The following is a 16953-nucleotide window of genomic DNA, read 5'->3' on the forward strand; positions in this document are numbered from 1 at the left end:
GATCCGAGGAGCCGCCATGCGGATCGCCCTCTTCATCACCTGCGTCAACGACCTCGCCTTCCCGGCCACCGGCATCGCGGTCACCCGCATCCTGCGGCGACTCGGCCACACCGTCGACTTCCCCGCCGACCAGACCTGCTGCGGGCAGATGCACGCCAACACGGGTTACCGGGCCGAGGCCATGCCTCTGGTGCGCAACTACGTCGACGTCTTCGACTCCTACGACGCCATCGTCGCGCCGTCCGGGTCGTGCACCGCGATGATCCGCGACCAGTACCCGCGCCTGCACGCGCCGGCCACGTCGGTGGCCGCCCGCACGTACGAGCTGTCCGAGTTGCTCGTCGACGTTCTCGGCGTCACCGACGTCGGCGCCGAGTTCCCGGAGACGGTCACCTACCACCCGACCTGCCACGGCCTGCGGATGCTGCGTCTCGGCGACCGACCGCTGACCCTGCTGCGCCAGGTGCGCGGAATCCACCTGGTCGAGCTAGGCGACGCTGAGGAGTGCTGTGGCTTCGGCGGCACGTTCGCACTGAAGAACCCGGACGTCTCCACCGCCATGCTCACCGACAAGTGCGCCCGGGTCCGCGACACCGGCGCACGGGTGCTCGCCGCTGCCGACAACTCCTGCCTGGCGCACATCGGCGGCGGTCTCGACCGCCACCGCTCAGGCGTACGGGCCGTGCACTACGCCGAGATTCTCGCCGAGACGGGAGCCAGCTCATGAGCCATCCGGTCGCACCCGCCACCGGGGGCGGGCGGATCCGCACCCCGCTGCCGTTCCCCACCGCCGCCAGGCCGGCAGTCGCCGACCCGCAACTCCGGGCCAACCTGCACCGGGCCACCCGCACCATCCGGGCCAAGCGAGCCCGAGTCGTCGACGAGGTACCCGACTGGGAGGCTCTGCGCGACGCCGGCTCGGCGATCAAGGCGGACGTCCAACGTCGGTTGCCGGAGTTGCTGGAGCAGTTCGAGGCGTCCGTCACCGCCGCCGGCGCCACTGTGCACTGGGCGCGCGACGCGGCCGAGGCGTGCCGGATCGTGGTCGAGCTGACCCGGGCCACCGGGGCCGACGAGGTCGTGAAGGTCAAGTCGATGGCGACCCAGGAGATCGAGCTCAACGAGGCGCTGGAGGCCGCCGGGATCGCCGCGTACGAGACCGACCTCGCCGAGCTGATCGTGCAGCTCGGCGAGGACACCCCCTCGCACATCCTGGTGCCGGCGATCCACTACAACCGGGCCCAGATCCGGGAGATCTTCGAACGTCGAATGGCCGACGCGCCGCCCGACCTGAGCGACGAGCCGGCCGCGCTGGCCGAAGCCGCCCGCGCTCACCTGCGACGGCGTTTCCTCTCGGCCCGGGTCGCCGTCTCCGGCGCGAACTTCGCCGTCGCCGACACCGGCACCCTCGTGGTGGTCGAGTCCGAGGGCAACGGCCGCATGTGCCTCACCCTCCCCGAGACGCTGATCAGCGTCGTCGGCGTCGAGAAGCTGCTGCCGACCTTCACCGACCTGGAGGTCTTCCTGCAACTGCTGCCGCGGTCCTCGACCGGTGAGCGGATGAACCCGTACACCTCGATGTGGACCGGCGTCACCCCCGGGGACGGCCCACAGGACGTGCACGTCGTGCTCGTCGACAATGGCCGCTCCGCTGTGCTCGCCGACCCGGTCGGACGGCCCGCGCTGTCCTGCATCCGCTGCTCCGCGTGCCTCAACGTCTGCCCGGTGTACGAACGGGCCGGCGGGCACGCGTACGGCTCGGTGTACCCGGGCCCGATCGGCGCGATCCTGTCGCCGCAGCTGACCGGCGTTGCCGACAACGCCTCACTGCCGTACGCGTCGACCCTCTGCGGCGCCTGCTACGACGTGTGCCCCGTGAAGATCAACATTCCGGAGATTCTGGTCCACCTCCGCCAGCAGGCACCGCACCCGCCAGCGGAACGGGCCACCATGCGGCTCCTGTCCTGGGTGATGCGCAGCCCCCGACGTTGGGCCGCCGCCCTGCGCCTGGCCCGGGCCGGCGCGGGGCCGCTCGGGGCGTACCGTCAGCGGCGCACCGGCGCTCGCACGCTGCGGCGACTGCCCTGGCCCGCATCGGCGTGGACCCGGTCGCGTGACCTGCCGCTGCCCGCGCCGCAGACCTTCCGCGAATGGTGGGGAAAACAGTGAGCGCACGTGACGAGATCCTGGGGCGGCTCCGGACAGCCCTGGCCGACAGCCCGCCGCCGGTGCAGGTGCCCCGCCGCTATCGCCGGGTCGGCGACCACCCCGACCTGATCGAAACCCTCGTCGACCGCCTGGAGGACTACCGGGCCGTCGTCCACCGTGGCACCGAGGCCCTGCACCGGCTGCTCGGCGAGGTCGGCCGGCTCGCCGTCCCCACCGACACCCCCGCCCATTGGCTGGACGGCTACGCCGGAGAGCTGCACCGCGATGCGCCCCCGCTGTCACCGGCCGCGCTCGACGGCCTGGATGCGGTCCTGACCGGCTGTGCCGTGGCGGTCGCCGACACGGGAACCATCATCCTCGACGCCGGCCCGACGCAGGGGCGACGCGCGCTCACCCTGGTGCCCGACCGGCACATCTGTGTCGTCCGCACCGACCAGGTCGTCGGCCTGCTGCCGGAGGCGCTGGCCCGGCTGGACCCACGCGCGCCTCTGACCTGGATCTCGGGCCCGTCAGCGACGAGCGACATCGAGCTGAACCGGGTCGAGGGAGTGCACGGCCCGCGCCGCCTGGAGGTCGTCCTGGTCAGCTCAGGAGTCTGACGACACCTGCTCGCGGGTCTCGCCCGCCGGGTCCCGCAGCGGGACGCCGCGCACGTTGAGCAGCATGACGATGCCCACGCCGACCACCAGGGCGATGTCGGCGACGTTGCCGACGAAGAACCCGGCGTAGTCGATGAAGTCCACCACGTGCCCCCGCGCGAACCCCGGCTCGCGGAAGAGTCGGTCCAGCAGGTGCGTCGTCGCGCCGCCGAGCACCAGGCCCAACGCCACCGCCCAGGGACGCGACGTGACCCGCCGGGCCACCACCGTCACCGCGACCACCGCCGCCGCGGCGAACACCGCGAAGATCCAGGTGTACGCGGAGCCGATCGAGAAGGCAGCACCCGGGTTGTACAAGAGGCGCAGTTGCAGCAGCTCACCGAGGAGCGTGATGGTCTGCCCGTCGGACAGCGCTGACTCGGCCCAGAACTTGGTGGCCTGATCGGCGGCGAGCACCACGGCAGCGATCAACACGACGGCGCGGAACATCCCGGAACCCTAGCCGGTCACCGGTGACCGTCACCACCGGAGCGAGGGCCTTTCCGACGGGCCGCGCCGGGCATGATGCAGGTGTGTGGCAATTGCAAAGAACTTGCAACTGTGCCACCGTGATCATCAACTGTAGGCGGCTGCACCTGCGCGCCCACACCCCGTTCCCCACACCACAGGAGCGTTCCGTGACCCGGATCCGTCCGACCTTCCGACGCCTCGTGGCGTTGACAGCAGCGGCCGGGATGCTCGTCCTCGTCGGCTGCTCGGCCCCGACCACCCCGGACAGCCCAGCCGGCGGCGCGACCCTGGTCGTGGCCACCTCCGACGAGCCCGACGCGCTGAACCCGGTGCTCAACTTCGGCGTCGACGGCGCCGCGCTGATCTTCGACGGGCTCGTCGCCCGCGACAGTGACAACCGGCTCGTTCCTGGGCTGGCCACGGCATTGCCGGCGCTGTCCGCCGACGGACGCACAGTGACCGCGAAACTGCGTGACGGGGTGCAGTTCCACGACGGCACCACGCTGAGCGCGGCGGACGTCGCCTTCACCTACCAGGCGGTGCTGGACCCGACTGTGGACTCCACGCTCCGCTCCGACCTGGACATGGTGGAGTCGGTGACCGCGCCCGACGCGGCCACCGTCGTGTTCCGGCTGCGCTACCCGTACGCGCCGTTCCTCCAGCGACTCACCCTCGGCATCGTGCCGTCGAAGCTGCTCAGCGGGCAGGACATCAACACCACCGGGTTCAACCGGAAGCCGATCGGGACCGGGCCGTACAGGGTCGAGTCCTGGACGCCGGGTGACCGACTGGTGCTCACCGCGAACGAGCGCTACTTCGGTGGTCGACCGGCGAACAACCGGGTCGTGGTGGCGTTCGTCGCCGACGACAACGTCCGCGCCCAGCGGATGCGGGCCGGCGAGTTCGACGCCGCCGAGCTGCCGCCGAAGCTCGCCTCCGGATTCGACTCCGACACCGCGTACCGGGTGCAGCGGGTGCCGACCGCCGACTACCGGGGCGTGATGCTGCCGATGGGCAACCCGGTCCTCGCCGACCCGGCGGTCCGCCGGGCGCTCAACCTCGCCGTCGACCGGGCCGCGATGGTGTCCGGAATCCTCGGTGGCGCCGGCGAGCCGGCGTTCGGACCGGTCCCCCCGACCTCCGAGTTCGCCGACCCTTCGACAGTCGGCACGCCGACCGCCGACGCGACGGCGGCGAGCGCGCTGCTCGACGCGGCCGGCTGGAAGCCCGGTGCGGGTGGGGTGCGGGCCAAGGACGGCCGGCCGGCCCGGTTCACGCTGATGTACCCGGCAACCGACACCCTGCGCAAGGACCTGGCCCTGGCCGTCACCGCCGACGCGAAGAAGATCGGCATCGAGGTCACCCCGGCCGGGCTCACCTGGGACGCCATCGACCCGCGAATGAAGTCCGACGCCCTGCTGATGGGCTACGGCACGCCGTACGACCCGGACTTCGTCTCGTACAAGCTGTTCAGCTCCCAGTTCGCCGGGCAGGGCTACTTCAACCCTGGCTCGTACCGCTCCGAGGTGACGGACCGCGCTCTGCAGGAGGGCCGCGACCAGATCGACCCGGCTCTCCGCAAGGCCGCGTACGCGCAGTTCCAGAAGCAGTTGGCCGCCGACGTGCCGTGGCTGTTCCTCACCTACCTGCGGCACACCTACGTGCTGAAGTCCTCCGTCCAGGGCGCGGCCCCCCGGGTCGAGGCGCACGAGCACGGGGTGGCGAACAGCATCTGGTGGAACATCAACACCTGGACGCGCTCGTGACCCGCTCCGGGCGACTGGCCGGGGCCGGGGTGGTGGTCCGACGCCGCCTCCTGGTCGCCGTGCCCGTGCTCGCCGCGACGAGCATCGGGATGTTCGCCCTGGGTGCCGCCTCGCCGGTGGACCCCGCCAAGCAGTACGCGGGCGCGGCGGCCTTCACCTCCAGCGAGGAGAACCTGGCGCAGATCCGCGCCAACTGGGGTCTCGACGACCCACTGCCGGTGCAGTACCTGCGCTGGATCGGCAACCTGCTCCAGGGCGATCTGGGCTGGTCGACGAGTCGTCACGAGCCGGTCGCCTCGGTGCTCTCCGCCCGCGCCGGCTGGACGCTGTTGCTGATCGGGGTGACCCTCGCCCTGGTCCTGGTCGGCAGTCTGCTGCTGGGCGCGCTGGCCGCGTACCGCAGGGGTGGGTTCTTCGACCGGGGTTTGCGGGCGGCCGCCTACGCGGTCGAGTCGATGCCGGTGTTCTGGCTGGGCCTGGCCGCGATCGCCGTGTTCGCGCTGGCCCTGGGCTGGTTCCCGGCGGGCGGGCTCACCGATGTCACGGCGACCAGCACCTCCTGGGGCGACGTGGCGCACCACCTGATCCTGCCGGTCGGAGTGCTGGCCGTTTCCCAGGCGCCGTGGTTCGTGCTGTTCGTCAGGGACGCGGTGGCGGAGAGCATGCGCGACGACCACGTGCTCGCGGCGCGGGCCCGCGGGTTGCCCGGGCGGACGGTCCTGTTCGGGCACGCCTTACGGACCGCGCTGCTGCCGTTCCTCACCCTGGTCGGCACCCACCTGCCCGAGCTGGTCGGCGGGGCGGTGCTCGTCGAGACGGTGTTCTCGCTGCCGGGCCTCGGTGCCGTCACGGTGGCCGCCGCGCTGGGCAGCGACTTCCCGCTGTTGGCGGCGATCACGCTGGTCACCACCGCCGTGGTGCTGGCCGCGAACCTCACGACCGACCTCGCCTACGCCGCCGCCGACCCGAGGGTGCGACTCGATGGCTGACCTTGTCACCCGACCGCCGCTGCTCCACCTGGCCCGGTCCCGGCTGCGGCTGCGACCCGGCCAGACCGGTGTCGTCATCGCCGGTCTGGTCCTGCTGGTGGCAGTCGCCGGCTCGCTGCTCGCACCGCTCGTCTGGCCACTCGACCAGAGCGCGGTCGCGCTGGACCAGACCCGGTTGGCACCGTCCTGGACCCACCTCGCCGGCACCGACGACCTGGGCCGCGACGTGGCACACCGGGCCGTCTACGGGCTGCGGGTCTCGTTGCTCGTCGGCGCGGTCGCCGCCCTCGTGGCCACGGTTCTCGGGGGCGTGGTCGGCGGGATCGCCGGCACGCTCGGCGGCCGGGTCGACCGGATCCTGATGCGGGTCGTGGACACCATCGCCGCGATGCCCCACCTGCTGCTGGGCATCTTCATCGTCGCCATGCTGCGTCCCAGCCTCGGTGCCGTGATCGCCTCCGTCGGGCTCACCCACTGGCTCTCCACCGCCCGCATCGTCCGATCCGAGTTGCTGAGCCTGCGGACCCGACCGTTCATCGACGCCGCCATCAGCGGTGGGGCGGGCCGACTCCGGGTCCTCACCCGGCACCTGCTGCCGCACGTCCTGCCCCGGCTGGCGCTGGCCACCACCCTGATGATCCCGCACGCGGTGTGGCACGAGACCGCCCTGTCGTTCCTCGGCCTCGGCCTGCCTCCACACCTCGCCTCACTGGGCAACATGATCAATGACGGCCAGGGGTCGCTGCTGACCGGTGCCTGGTGGGCGAGCCTGGCACCGGGCGCGGTCATCGTCGTCGTCACCCTCGCCATCGCGGTCCTCGCCGCCCGTTGGCGCGACCGCCTCGATCCCCGGATCCGAGCGGAGCTGCACCTGTGACCACCACCGAATCCGTTTCGGCCCTCGCCTCTCCCCGCGCCGCCGCGGGTCAGCCGCTGCTCACAGTGGACGGCCTCGGCGTCGAGTTCCGGCTCCGCGACACGACGGTGCGTGCCGTCACCGACCTCAGCCTCACCGTACGGGCCGGCGAACTGCTGGCCATCGTCGGCGAGTCCGGCTGCGGCAAGTCCGTCCTGGCCCACGCCCTGCTCGGCCTGCTACCCGGCAACGCCACGACCACCGGCCACGCCGTCCTGCACGCCAGGGACAGCGAACCGGTCGACCTGATCACCTGCGGTCAGCGCCACCTGGCGCGCAGGGTGCGCGGGCGCCGCGTCGGGCTGGTGCCGCAGAGCCCGGCCACCGCCCTGAACCCGGTGCGCACCGGACGCCGACTGCTCGCCGAGACGCTGCGGGCGCACGGCCGCGACCGCGCCGACGCCGACCAGCTCGCTGTCGATGTCGGGCTCGACCCGGCGGACCTGGACCGCTACCCCCACGAACTCTCCGGTGGCATGGCACAGCGTCTGGTCACCGCGCTGGCGCTGGCACCCGACCCGTCGCTGCTCATCGCCGACGAGCCCACCACCGGGCTGGACCGACCCCTGGTCGACCACACCCTCGACCTGCTGAGACGTCGCTGCGACAACGGCTCCGCAGTCGTGCTCATCACGCACGACCTGGCCGCCGCGCAACGGGTCGCCGACACCGTCGCCGTGATGTACGCCAGCCGCATCGTGGAACACCGCGACACCGACCAGCTCTTCACCGCGCCGGCCCACCCGTACGCCTCGGCGTTGCTCGACGCCCTGCCGGACCGGGCCTTCCGGCCGGTGCCGGGCGACCCGCCAATGCTCACCGCGCTGCCACCCGGCTGCGCGTTCGCACCCCGCTGCCCGCGCCGCACCGACACCTGCGCGGACCGACCAGAGCCGACACCGGTCGCCGGTGGCGGCACTGTGGCCTGCCACCACCCGATACCCACGGGAGCCACCACGTGACCAGCCCGCAGCACCTGCTCGCCGACGAGGTGACCGTCGGGTACGGCCGCCAGGTCGTCCTCGACGGCGTCACAGTGCGGATCGGCCGCGGAGAGACGGTCGGGCTGCGCGGGCCCTCCGGCTGCGGAAAGTCGACGCTGGTTCGGGTCCTTGCCCTGCTGCACCGCCCCGATCAGGGTCGGGTCAGCATCGACGGCACACCGGTCGACGGCATCCGGTACGCCGTACCGGTCGCCCTGCGGACCCGCGTCGCCGCCCTCTTCCAGAGCCCGCGTGCCGCCGCCGACCCCCGACTGAGCCTCGCCGACCTGATCGCCGAACCGCTACGCGCCACCCGGACGCCCGAGCCGGCGGTCCGCGAACGGGTGGCCGAACTCGCCGACCTCGTCGGCCTCACCGCCGACCTGCGCAGCCGACGGCCACACGCCGTCTCCGACGGGCAACTGCAACGCGCCTGCCTCGCCCGGGCCCTGGCACACCGCCCGGACTACCTGCTCTGCGACGAGGCCACCGCGATGCTGGACGCCTCCACTCAGGCGCACGTCGCCGCCGTCATCCGCGACTACCAGCGGACCCAGCAGGCCGGGGTCCTGGTCATCAGCCACGACCAGACCCTGCTGGCCCGCTGGAGTGACCGGATCGTCGACCTGGCCAGCACGGCAGCCGCATTGGCCTGACGTCCCCGCTCAAGTGAGCGGTGGAGCTGGGGTTGTCCGCTGGGTTCCGCCTGAGGCGGAACCCAGCGGACCATCATGCTGGCGGGGACTGCGCGGTGTCGGCCAGGAGCAGAGACAACTCCCGGACCAGGTCGTCCATCGACTGGCCGCTCTGCGCCTTGACCAGGCCGAGTGCGAGATCGGCCAGCAGGTAGAAGCCGAGGGTGCGGGCCTGCTCAGAGCTGAACGCCGACATCAGCGCTTCAGCGCCGGCGAGGTCACCACGGTGTTTGGCCGCGATGACCCCAGCCGCGCGCTGAACGATCTCGGCCGCTTCGGGGGTGTACCCGCTCACGCCGGAATCAGATCTTCGGGGTGGCGGCGCGGGCGGCGTCGAAACGCGAGATGACGTCGGTCCAGTTGACCAGGTTCCACAGCCGGTCCACGTAGTCCGGGCGGACGTTGCGGTACTGCAGGTAGTAGGCGTGCTCCCAGGCGTCGAACACCAGGATCGGGGTGGAGCCCTGCCCGACGTTGCCGTGGTGGTCGTAGACCTGTTCCACGATCAGCCGCTGGCTCAGCGGCTCCCAGGCCAGGACACCCCAGCCGGAACCCTGCACACCCTTGGTCGCCGCGGACAGTTGACCGGCGAAGCCGTCGAAGGAGCCGAAGTGCTCGTCGATCGCCGCCGCCAACTCACCGTCGGGGCGGTCACCACCGTCCGGAGACAGGTTGTTCCAGAAGATCGAGTGCAGGACATGCCCGGACAGGTTGAACGCGAACGTCTTCTCCAAACCGACGAGGGTCCCGTAATCGCCCTTGTCGCGTGCCTCGGCGAGCTTGTCCAGCCCGTCGTTGGCGCCCTTGACGTACGCGGCGTGGTGCTTGTCGTGGTGCAGCTCCAGGATCTCGCCGGACATGGCGGGTTCGAGCGCGCCGTAGTCGTAGGGCAGGTCGGGCAGGTTGTACACGGCCATGGGGCACGTCCTCTCATTGCTGCCACAGTTTGGCTGTTGCCATTGTCGTGCAACAAGAGCCGGATTGTCGTCAGGGGACGTGATTGATCACGGACGTGGCACCCCGGTGCGGGTTCACGCCGACGTCACCAGCATCGAGGCGTCCCGGTCGAAGATGGAGATCCTCGACGACCTGCCCACCACCGGCTACCAGCGCGGTGTCCGGCCCGGTGCGTACGACATCCACTCCCGCGTGTACCGGAACAGGCGGAGGTCACCGACGCCCTGCGTCGCGCCGTCGCCGCGGTACCCGCCGTCGGCTCTGGGTCAACCCGGACTGCGGCCTGAAGACCCGCGGGTACGCAGAGGTCGAACAAGCCCTGACCCGCGTCGTCGCGGCCGCTGCCAAAGTCCGCAGCACGCTCCCCTGAGCGCACGGTGGGGCGGTGGTCTGCCGCCGCCCCACCGTGGCCCTGGCTTCGCCGGCGCCACCGATGTCCTTCCCGGCCGGTCAGGCGCGGCAGTGTCAACCGACGTCGAGGGGCACCCGCCGAGCGCGGGAGTCGGGGCGGTCGGCGAGGATGCCGGCGAGGATCTCCGCGCCGTCGACGACTCGCGGGCCGGGGCGGTTGAAGTAGGCAGGCCCGTCGACCAACCACACCTGCCCCTGACGGACCGCGGGCAGGTCCGCCCAACCGGGCTGCGCGGTCGCCACGGACAACTCGTCGAAGGTTCGCTCGGGCGTGAACCCACACGGCCCGAACACCACCACCTCGGGAGCCAGATCCGCGACCACCGACCACCGGTGCGGGGTGCTGTGCGCGCCCGGCCCGAGCAGCAGAGACCGCCCACCCGCATGGGCGATTTGCTCCGGCACCCAGTGCCCGCCCGGCATCAACGGGTCGAGCCACTCGACGAACAGCACCGTCGGCGCGCCGGGCACCGGCCCTGGCAACGCGGCGAGGCGACGCTCGGCGTCGGCTCGGATCTCCGCCGCCCGGCCTTCGGTGCCGGTCAGCGCGGCCACGGCATCGACAGTGTCCAGGATCCCGCCGATGGTCCGCGCCTCCAGGGACATCACAGTGGTGTCGAGATCGATCAGACCAACCGCGTCGTTGACCCGCTGGTAGGAGACCGCACACACGTCGCACAGATCCTGGGTCAGGATCAGATCCGGCTTCAACCCCTCCAGCATGGCGACGTCGAGCTGGTACAACGACGAGCCTCGGTGCGCGTCACCGGCGATCGCCGCCGAGATCTCCCGGCTGGTCAAGGTCTCCGGGAGGGACGTCGCGGTCACCGCCGGGACGTCGGCCAGGGCCCCCGGCGGCCAGTCACACTCGTGGGTACGGCCGACCAGGTGCCCGGTCAGGCCGAGCATGGCCACGATGTCCGTAGCCGCCGGCAGCAGGGAAACGATGCGCACAACCGCCTGCCTACCAGGCGCGACCGAGCCACGTCCACTTCCGTACGGCGAGACCACGGCGGCCATCAGCATGGTCAACGACCGCCTCGGCTCAGCACGCCTCGACTGGTTTCATGCGATCCGCCCCGCAGCGGTCGGCGATAGTGCGGATCATGAAAGATAGGACGATGGCGAGACTCGAAACTCCACGACTCGTGCTGCGCCGTTGGCGCGATGACGACATCATGCCCATGACGGCGATCAACGCGGATCCGGACGTCATGCGCTGGATCGGCAACGGGACGCCTGCCGATCCAGAACGCACAGCGGCGGGAATCACCGGCTGCGAACGCGCCTGGGACGAACACGGGTTCGGGCTGTTCGCGGTCGAGGTCCGCCAGACCAGCGAACTGGCGGGTTTTGCCGGCTTGGCGATCCCCACCTTCCTGCCCGAGGTTATGCCCGCGGTCGAGATCGGTTGGCGGCTGGGTAGACCGTACTGGGGCCAAGGCTTCGCCACCGAGGCCGCCCACGCAGCGCTGCACTTCGCGTTCGTCGATCGAGAACTCGATCGGATCCTCAGCATCCACCAGATCGGCAACGACGCATCTGAACGTGTCATGCGGAAAATCGGAATGCGGCTGGACCGCGAAACGATCGACCCCTCCTGCAACCGCCCGACCCGCGTTTATGCGATCACCCGCGATGAGTACAACCGCACTCTCGCCATAACGGCCTGACAGGGCACTCGACAGTTGTGAGGTGCCCCCAGGGTGCTCCAAGTGTCCAGATAAAGCAGGAACAGCCGGTCGCGGCGGTGGGCGGCGCCCATGTCGGGCGCGCGTAGGCATAGCCAGCGCGTGTTGTACCCGATCGTGGCCATGTTGGCTTCGACGACGTCGAATCCTCGCCGCAAGAGGGCGGCGACGTTCTCCACGGAGGGCCGAGGCGCTAACGGATGGTGAAGGTCAGCGGGTTCGAGATGCCGATGCCACCGTGGGAATCATGGACCCGCACGGTGAAGGTGGACGACGTGCCGGCCGACAGGGCCGTCTGGAACTGGTAGCGCTGTCCGCTGTTGGTCGGCGTCACGGCCAGCCGGGTTGCGCCGAGGTACAACTCCACCCGGCTGACGAGGTCCCCGGGATCAGTGTCGGCGACGTCGGCGACCAACGTGACGGTCGTCGGCTCGAGGAAGTAGGTCTGCCCGCCGGGGGTGCTCAACGCCACCGCCGGCGGATGGTTGGTGCCGGTGGACGCCGGCGTCACCACCGTGACCAGCAACGGCGGCGCAGCGCCAGACAGCGACTGGTCGGTGCCGGCCGAGACGTACAGCACGAAGGTGGTGCTGGTGCCGGGCTCCCCGATCGGTGGTGTCCACAGCGCCTCGAACCGGTCACCGGTCGTCCTCACCCCCCGGGCCGCCGTGACGCCGTCCACCCGGAACGACACCGAGGTGATGCTGTGTCCGCCTCCCACGGTCGCGTTCGCCACCAGCGGGACGGTTCCCGGCGTGGTGTACACCGCGCCGGCGGTCGGGCTGAGCCAGGTAACGATCGCCGGCCAGTCAGCGACCGGCGGTGTGGTCGTCCGGGTCGGCGTCACGCTGGGCAGGACGCCGCCGGTGCACGTGACACCGTTGAGCGTGAACGACGCCGGTATGGGGTTGCTGCCCGACCAGGCGCCAACGAAACCGATGTTCGCGGAGCCATTGGTGCCCAGGGTCGCGTTCCAGCCCAGATTGGTCGCGCTGACCTGCTGGCCCGCCTGGGCCCAGGTGGCGCTCCAGGTTTGCGTGAGCCGCTGGTCAACTGCGGGGAACGCGAACCGCAGCGTCCACCCGTTGACTAGGTCACCCAAGTTGGTGACCGCGATGTCGGCGTGGAAGCCACCGGTCCACTGGCTGGTGACGACGTAGTTCACCCGACACCCGGCCGCCGCGTTCGCCGCACTGGCGTGTGAGATCGCGGCCATCATCGCGACCATGGCAACAGCGATGGCGGCCACAGCAGTCAGCGACTTCCGCATGGCACACCTCGCCGTAGATAGTTGAACGTCTATGAATATGTCGACTGTCCTGCTGCTCCGCCTTCCTGTCAAGGCACGAACGGCAGTCCTGCCGCCGGCAGGACAACGGACAGCCCGCCCATGGCTGATCGTCCCGGCAGAAACCCGAGCGCCGGGTACGCGACCCCACAATGTGGACCCGGCGAGTGGGCAGATCACCAGACCGACGGCCATCAGTCAGCCTGCGAGACACAGCGCGGGGGCGCCCTCTCGCAGCCAGGCGGGTCCATGCCGGTCCGAACCCAGAGCCAGCCACGCTGCTCCCAGCCTGCTCCCCACGTAAGCCGCACATACGGCGAAGCCCGTTACCGGCTACTCCGGCAAGGGGCTACTGACCTGCACGAACTGAGAGTGGGCGATGCTGGTGTCGAACCAGCGGCCTCTTCGGGGTGAAACAGGACGCCACACCCTCTTTGACCTGCGCAAACGTGGAGCCACAGAAAAGGGTGGGCACAGTTGAGTGACCTTCGATGCCGTTGGACGCAGTTCAAGACCGTTCAGAGCACCCTGTTGCTCCCAACCTGCTCCCCCGGACCGGGCTCGCGGTAGCCAGTGGCGTAGGCGACCACGATCGCGGGCACTGATCCGTTGACTTTCTGTCACTTCGGGTGGTGCTCATCGGCCCGGCGGTCATTGCAAATTCATGCTGTTTCTGTGCTTCGCTCAGTTGCTGCAGCTTCCGAAGCACCCCTCCCAGTTCATCGAACGAGGAGGCTGTCCCGAATCTCATGCCCAGCCGGCCCATGAGTCCCAGTGAGACTCTCAGGTAGCGCGCCGCGATGCTGTGTGGGCCGAGGCGCGACCTGACAGCGCCGATGTTGCTGAGGGCGAGCGCGATGTCGAATAAGCCTATTTCATCGTGACGGGGCTGGTCACGGCGGCGGGGTGGGGGCAGGGATCGACGTAGGGCGAGGCTCCCGGCAAGACACCCAGGATCCGATGCTCCAACCGGAAGCCTCGCTGTTGTCCTACCCTGCCGCGATTCCCCTGTCCGACCGCGCCCTCAATTGCCTCGCTGGCCTGATCCGCGACCACCGAACGCAGGTAGCGCCTGGCCGGCCGTTCAACAAGTTTGACCCGAGTACCACGCGTTGGATACGGCGTTGGCGCCGCCGATGTCCCACGTTCCCGGACCGATGCACCATGTCCAGTCGTCGCGGGGCCACGTCGCGTCGACGTAGATGAGCACATGGGTGTTCCCGCAGTGGTTGTACCAGGCCGTCACCGCGTCTTCGTAGTAGCCGCAGACCTGCGTGGCGAAGTCCTCGCTGCCGGGCTTGGCCTGCTCCGAAACCGCGGTGGTTTCGGGTTGGGACAGGCGGGAGCTGGCGCCCGGACTTGCCTGTGCCACGGTCCCGGACAGGGTGAGTGCGCCGAGGATCGCGGTCACTGCCGAGATCCGAAACGCCGTTCTGCACCACATTTTCACAATGGTCTCCTGTCAGCCGCCGCTGCGGCCTAGATGATGCTGCTGACTGCATGAAGTGATCGATGTACTTCCTCGCGCTCCTTCCATCGCGAAAACACGGATCGATGTAACACGCTCAAGTGAATCTTCTTCCGTAAGCCGGAATCAGATTCAATCCTGACTGAGCGGACTTCCTCAGATAAGAGTGCAGGCCACAGTCGGGTCTGTCGTTACTGGTAAGCGCACAAGTCTTTAGTCTGCGCGTACTCTCGCGCACTGCTCGCGGAACTGGCGTGGCGAAAGACCGTAGGCGCTGCGGAACGCCTGGCTGAAGTGCGCCGGGCTGGTGAACCCCCACTGGGCGGCGATCGCGTGGATCGGGCGCGCGCCTAGTTGGGGGTTGGCGAGGTCGCGTCGGCACTGCTCCAGGCGACGCTCTCGGACCCAGCCGGCAACCGTGCGCCCTTCCTCGTGGAACAGCTTGTGCAGGTATCGCAACGAGATGTGATGCACTGCGGCAATCGCGTCCGGTGTCAGGCGCGGATCGCCGAGATTCTCTCGGACGAAGGCGTGGATCTGAGCCATCAACGCTCGACGTCGGGTGTGGGAGGGCACCGCACTTTGGACGTCCAGCGCGTTGGCCAGTGCCGCTGTCAACACGTCAATGGTGAGGGTGGACAGCTGGGCGGCGTCCAACGGACTGAGTTCGTCCATGTGCCGGGCAAGGTGCAGCAGGAATTGTGAAGATAACGCGCCGATACCTTGGGCGCCAGGGATGCGAACTGCGCTCAGGCGCCGCAACTCCCAAGGGGGCAACGGCAGTAACAAGCGCGGGAAGCGCAGAAGCAGCAGCTGACTAACTGGCACATCCGGGCTGAATTCGGCCAGGTAGGGCCGGGAGGTGTCATACAGAATCAGATCCCCCACGCCGAAATCTGTGCGCTGGCCGTCTTGCGTGATCATGCCGCCACCGCGCACAAGGCAGCCCAGCTTGAACACCTCGGGATCGGCCTGCCGAATGAGCTTGGGAGTGCGGTGGACCGAGTGCGGCATCGTGGTCATTAATGTCGCCTGCACGGGACCGAACTCGCTGATTCCGACCTGAGCTCGAAATCCGGGCTCCCACTGCGATTCACAGCGTAAATCGTAGGGCACCCAGAGCTTCGAGTTCACCTCGCGCCAGAAGGCGAACCCGTCTTCAACCGGGACCTCGGTGGTGCTGACTACGTCCATGACTCACCTTCGCACTGTCGCTGCAGGGGTCAGATCACGATAGCCTGGCGTCGATATACCGGCGTTGCGAGTTAGGGCGCGGGTCAGGCATTGAGGGCTTTTCATCGTGATGGGCCTGGTCGCGATGGGTGGCGGGCAGCGTGTGTCGAGATAGGACGCGGCTCCCGGTAAGACAGCAGGCGACCAAGATCCGATGCCCCAACCGGGAGCCTCACTGTGCTGTCTCACCCGTCTACGGTCGCGCTGTCCGGCCGCACTCTGAACCACCTGGCCGACCTCATCCGCGCCGAACGCACCCGCCGCCGCGGCATCGAGCTCCCGCAACAACGCGGCGCACATAAGCATCCACACTCTGCGTGATCGAGACTTGACGTGGACGCCATCCGACCAGATCGACGGCGGGGCGGGTTCCTCAGACCGCGCCGGCGCCGCGACGGGCGCACCGCGCACGGGTCAGTCGTCTTCGGCACCGTCGAGCAGCGCGCGCCGCAGCGCCAGCCGGTGCTTGCGGCGGATCTCCGCCTCGCGGTACCGCCGCCGGTCACCGTCGGTCTCCGGTAGCAGCGGCGGCACCGTACGAGGCTGGCCGTCGTCGTCGATCGCGACCATGACCAGGTGAGCGGTGGCCACGTCGGTGGGCGGCACCGCCCGGTCCCACCGGTCGGCGGTCACCTTGACCGCCACCTCCATCGAGCTGCGACCGGCCCAGGTGATCCGGGCGTCGACGTGCACGACGTCGCCGACCCGCACCGCGCGCAGGAACGCGGTCTCGTCGATCGCGGCGGTGACCGCCGGCCCGTCGGAGTGGCGGGCGGCGACCACCCCGGCCACCGAGTCGATGAGGTTGAGGATCCGGCCGCCGTGGACCGTACCCATCAGGTTGGTGTGATGCTGGTCCATGATCTGCGACAGGGTCAGGTGCGACGCCGACGGCGCTCGGCCGGCGATCGTGGTGGTGTCGTGCACAGCGGTAGTCCGTCCCTCGGGAAACCACACCGCCGGAACACGGGCACACGCTGACGAGGACACACCGGCGCACACCGCCCGGCACGTCACCCGCTCAGCCCACCCGCGAGGCCGACGGCAGCGCACACGGTTGTGTACGCGGCGCGGGCAGGTCTTCGGACTCGCGGGCCTGACCGGCTCCACGCCGGTCCCCTACTGGCCGTCGCTTCCCAGGCCACTGGCCCAGTGCTGATGACGGCGGTCGTTCCCACTCACCGCTGCGGGGCAGCCCCGGATTCCCACCGGGTTCCCTCTTACGACGCCCAGCCGGTCACGACGGGGCGAACCAGCGCCACCGGGAGCATAGCTGGC

The 16953-nt window shown here is 69.8% G+C and carries 19 protein-coding genes, 1 pseudogene and 1 riboswitch; of the genes and pseudogenes, 11 read left to right on the forward strand and 9 right to left on the reverse strand.

Annotated features, from left to right (window positions below; translation table 11 throughout):
• The first annotated feature begins 16 nt into the window (after positions 1 to 16).
• From ACFYPG_RS03810 to ACFYPG_RS03820, 3 genes are read left to right on the forward strand one after another with little or no spacing between them, the layout of a single operon-like run.
• A complete protein-coding gene (locus tag ACFYPG_RS03810; RefSeq protein WP_387350089.1) occupies positions 17 to 727 on the forward strand; it encodes a (Fe-S)-binding protein in 711 nt (236 codons plus the stop codon).
• A complete protein-coding gene (locus tag ACFYPG_RS03815) occupies positions 724 to 2169 on the forward strand; it encodes a LutB/LldF family L-lactate oxidation iron-sulfur protein (protein ID WP_355006197.1) in 1446 nt (481 codons plus the stop codon). The genes ACFYPG_RS03810 and ACFYPG_RS03815 overlap by 4 nt, the downstream gene beginning before the upstream one ends.
• The gene (locus tag ACFYPG_RS03820; RefSeq protein WP_387350091.1) at positions 2166 to 2768 is read left to right on the forward strand and encodes a lactate utilization protein C; all 603 of its coding nucleotides are present in this window, start codon (positions 2166 to 2168) and stop codon (positions 2766 to 2768) included. The genes ACFYPG_RS03815 and ACFYPG_RS03820 overlap by 4 nt, the downstream gene beginning before the upstream one ends.
• On the opposite strand, the gene ACFYPG_RS03825 is transcribed toward ACFYPG_RS03820, so the two are convergent.
• Entirely contained in the window at positions 2757 to 3257 is a 501-nt protein-coding gene (locus ACFYPG_RS03825) for a signal peptidase II (RefSeq protein ID WP_355006199.1), read from the reverse strand. The two genes, ACFYPG_RS03820 and ACFYPG_RS03825, sit on opposite strands and share 12 nt — an antisense overlap.
• Positions 3258 to 3445: 188 nt before the next feature.
• Between ACFYPG_RS03825 and ACFYPG_RS03830 the strand changes: the two genes are divergently transcribed.
• The 5 genes from ACFYPG_RS03830 to ACFYPG_RS03850 are packed head-to-tail and all read left to right on the forward strand — an operon-like array spanning position 3446 to position 8588.
• Complete coding sequence (locus ACFYPG_RS03830; protein WP_387350092.1) at positions 3446 to 5044, forward strand: ABC transporter substrate-binding protein; 1599 nt, start codon at positions 3446 to 3448, stop codon at positions 5042 to 5044.
• Positions 5014 to 6033 carry an ABC transporter permease gene (locus ACFYPG_RS03835; protein WP_355006201.1) on the forward strand — a complete coding sequence of 340 codons (1020 nt, stop codon included), beginning with the start codon at positions 5014 to 5016 and terminating at the stop codon, positions 6031 to 6033. The genes ACFYPG_RS03830 and ACFYPG_RS03835 overlap by 31 nt, the downstream gene beginning before the upstream one ends.
• The gene (locus ACFYPG_RS03840) at positions 6026 to 6910 is read left to right on the forward strand and encodes an ABC transporter permease (protein ID WP_355006202.1); all 885 of its coding nucleotides are present in this window, start codon (positions 6026 to 6028) and stop codon (positions 6908 to 6910) included. Before ACFYPG_RS03835 ends, ACFYPG_RS03840 begins: the two co-directional genes overlap by 8 nt.
• On the forward strand, positions 6907 to 7911 hold the full coding sequence (locus ACFYPG_RS03845) for an ABC transporter ATP-binding protein (RefSeq protein ID WP_355006203.1): 1005 nt from the start codon (positions 6907 to 6909) through the stop codon (positions 7909 to 7911). Before ACFYPG_RS03840 ends, ACFYPG_RS03845 begins: the two co-directional genes overlap by 4 nt.
• On the forward strand, positions 7908 to 8588 hold the full coding sequence (locus ACFYPG_RS03850; protein WP_387350093.1) for an ABC transporter ATP-binding protein: 681 nt from the start codon (positions 7908 to 7910) through the stop codon (positions 8586 to 8588). The genes ACFYPG_RS03845 and ACFYPG_RS03850 overlap by 4 nt, the downstream gene beginning before the upstream one ends.
• A 73-nt stretch (positions 8589 to 8661) precedes the next feature.
• Here ACFYPG_RS03850 and ACFYPG_RS03855 read toward each other — a convergent pair whose 3' ends face one another.
• Both ACFYPG_RS03855 and ACFYPG_RS03860 read right to left on the reverse strand, forming a co-directional pair.
• Entirely contained in the window at positions 8662 to 8922 is a 261-nt protein-coding gene (locus tag ACFYPG_RS03855; RefSeq protein WP_279517658.1) for a superoxide dismutase, read from the reverse strand.
• A 7-nt stretch (positions 8923 to 8929) separates the two neighbouring features.
• Positions 8930 to 9544 carry a superoxide dismutase gene (locus tag ACFYPG_RS03860; RefSeq protein WP_355006205.1) on the reverse strand — a complete coding sequence of 205 codons (615 nt, stop codon included), beginning with the start codon at positions 9542 to 9544 and terminating at the stop codon, positions 8930 to 8932.
• Positions 9545 to 9753: 209 nt separating this feature from the next.
• Between ACFYPG_RS03860 and ACFYPG_RS03865 the strand changes: the two genes are divergently transcribed.
• On the forward strand, positions 9754 to 9954 hold the full coding sequence (locus ACFYPG_RS03865) for a hypothetical protein (protein WP_355006206.1): 201 nt from the start codon (positions 9754 to 9756) through the stop codon (positions 9952 to 9954).
• A 95-nt stretch (positions 9955 to 10049) separates the two neighbouring features.
• Here ACFYPG_RS03865 and ACFYPG_RS03870 read toward each other — a convergent pair whose 3' ends face one another.
• A complete protein-coding gene (locus ACFYPG_RS03870) occupies positions 10050 to 10949 on the reverse strand; it encodes an ABC transporter substrate-binding protein (protein WP_355006207.1) in 900 nt (299 codons plus the stop codon).
• Between the two features lie 167 nt (positions 10950 to 11116).
• On the opposite strand from ACFYPG_RS03870, the gene ACFYPG_RS03875 reads away from it, so the two are divergent.
• Entirely contained in the window at positions 11117 to 11668 is a 552-nt protein-coding gene (locus ACFYPG_RS03875) for a GNAT family N-acetyltransferase (RefSeq protein ID WP_387350095.1), read from the forward strand.
• On the opposite strand, the gene ACFYPG_RS03880 is transcribed toward ACFYPG_RS03875, so the two are convergent.
• Both ACFYPG_RS03880 and ACFYPG_RS03885 read right to left on the reverse strand, forming a co-directional pair.
• Positions 11617 to 11865 carry a DNA cytosine methyltransferase gene (locus ACFYPG_RS03880; protein WP_387350096.1) on the reverse strand — a complete coding sequence of 83 codons (249 nt, stop codon included), beginning with the start codon at positions 11863 to 11865 and terminating at the stop codon, positions 11617 to 11619. The genes ACFYPG_RS03875 and ACFYPG_RS03880 overlap by 52 nt on opposite strands.
• Before the next feature lie 14 nt (positions 11866 to 11879).
• Positions 11880 to 12956 (reverse strand): cellulose binding domain-containing protein, encoded by a 1077-nt coding sequence (locus ACFYPG_RS03885; protein ID WP_387350098.1) that lies wholly within the window; start codon positions 12954 to 12956, stop codon positions 11880 to 11882.
• 999 nt (positions 12957 to 13955) lie between these two features.
• On the opposite strand from ACFYPG_RS03885, the pseudogene ACFYPG_RS03890 reads away from it, so the two are divergent.
• A pseudogene (locus ACFYPG_RS03890) lies at positions 13956 to 14054 on the forward strand (IS5/IS1182 family transposase); the annotation flags it as partial.
• 4 nt (positions 14055 to 14058) lie between these two features.
• Here the strand turns inward: ACFYPG_RS03890 and ACFYPG_RS03895 are convergent.
• From ACFYPG_RS03895 to ACFYPG_RS03905, 3 genes are all read right to left on the reverse strand, one after another.
• Positions 14059 to 14385 (reverse strand): DUF6355 family natural product biosynthesis protein, encoded by a 327-nt coding sequence (locus ACFYPG_RS03895; protein WP_387350100.1) that lies wholly within the window; start codon positions 14383 to 14385, stop codon positions 14059 to 14061.
• Positions 14386 to 14655: 270 nt separating this feature from the next.
• Positions 14656 to 15636 carry a helix-turn-helix domain-containing protein gene (locus ACFYPG_RS03900; RefSeq protein ID WP_387350102.1) on the reverse strand — a complete coding sequence of 327 codons (981 nt, stop codon included), beginning with the start codon at positions 15634 to 15636 and terminating at the stop codon, positions 14656 to 14658.
• A 453-nt stretch (positions 15637 to 16089) separates the two neighbouring features.
• Positions 16090 to 16536 carry an acyl-CoA thioesterase gene (locus ACFYPG_RS03905; protein ID WP_238684380.1) on the reverse strand — a complete coding sequence of 149 codons (447 nt, stop codon included), beginning with the start codon at positions 16534 to 16536 and terminating at the stop codon, positions 16090 to 16092.
• Between the two features lie 194 nt (positions 16537 to 16730).
• Positions 16731 to 16947, reverse strand: a riboswitch (cobalamin riboswitch).
• Positions 16948 to 16953 lie beyond the last annotated feature (6 nt).

This window comes from Micromonospora sp. NPDC005553 (assembly GCF_042871765.1).
Classification (GTDB): Bacteria; Actinomycetota; Actinomycetes; order Mycobacteriales; family Micromonosporaceae; genus Micromonospora.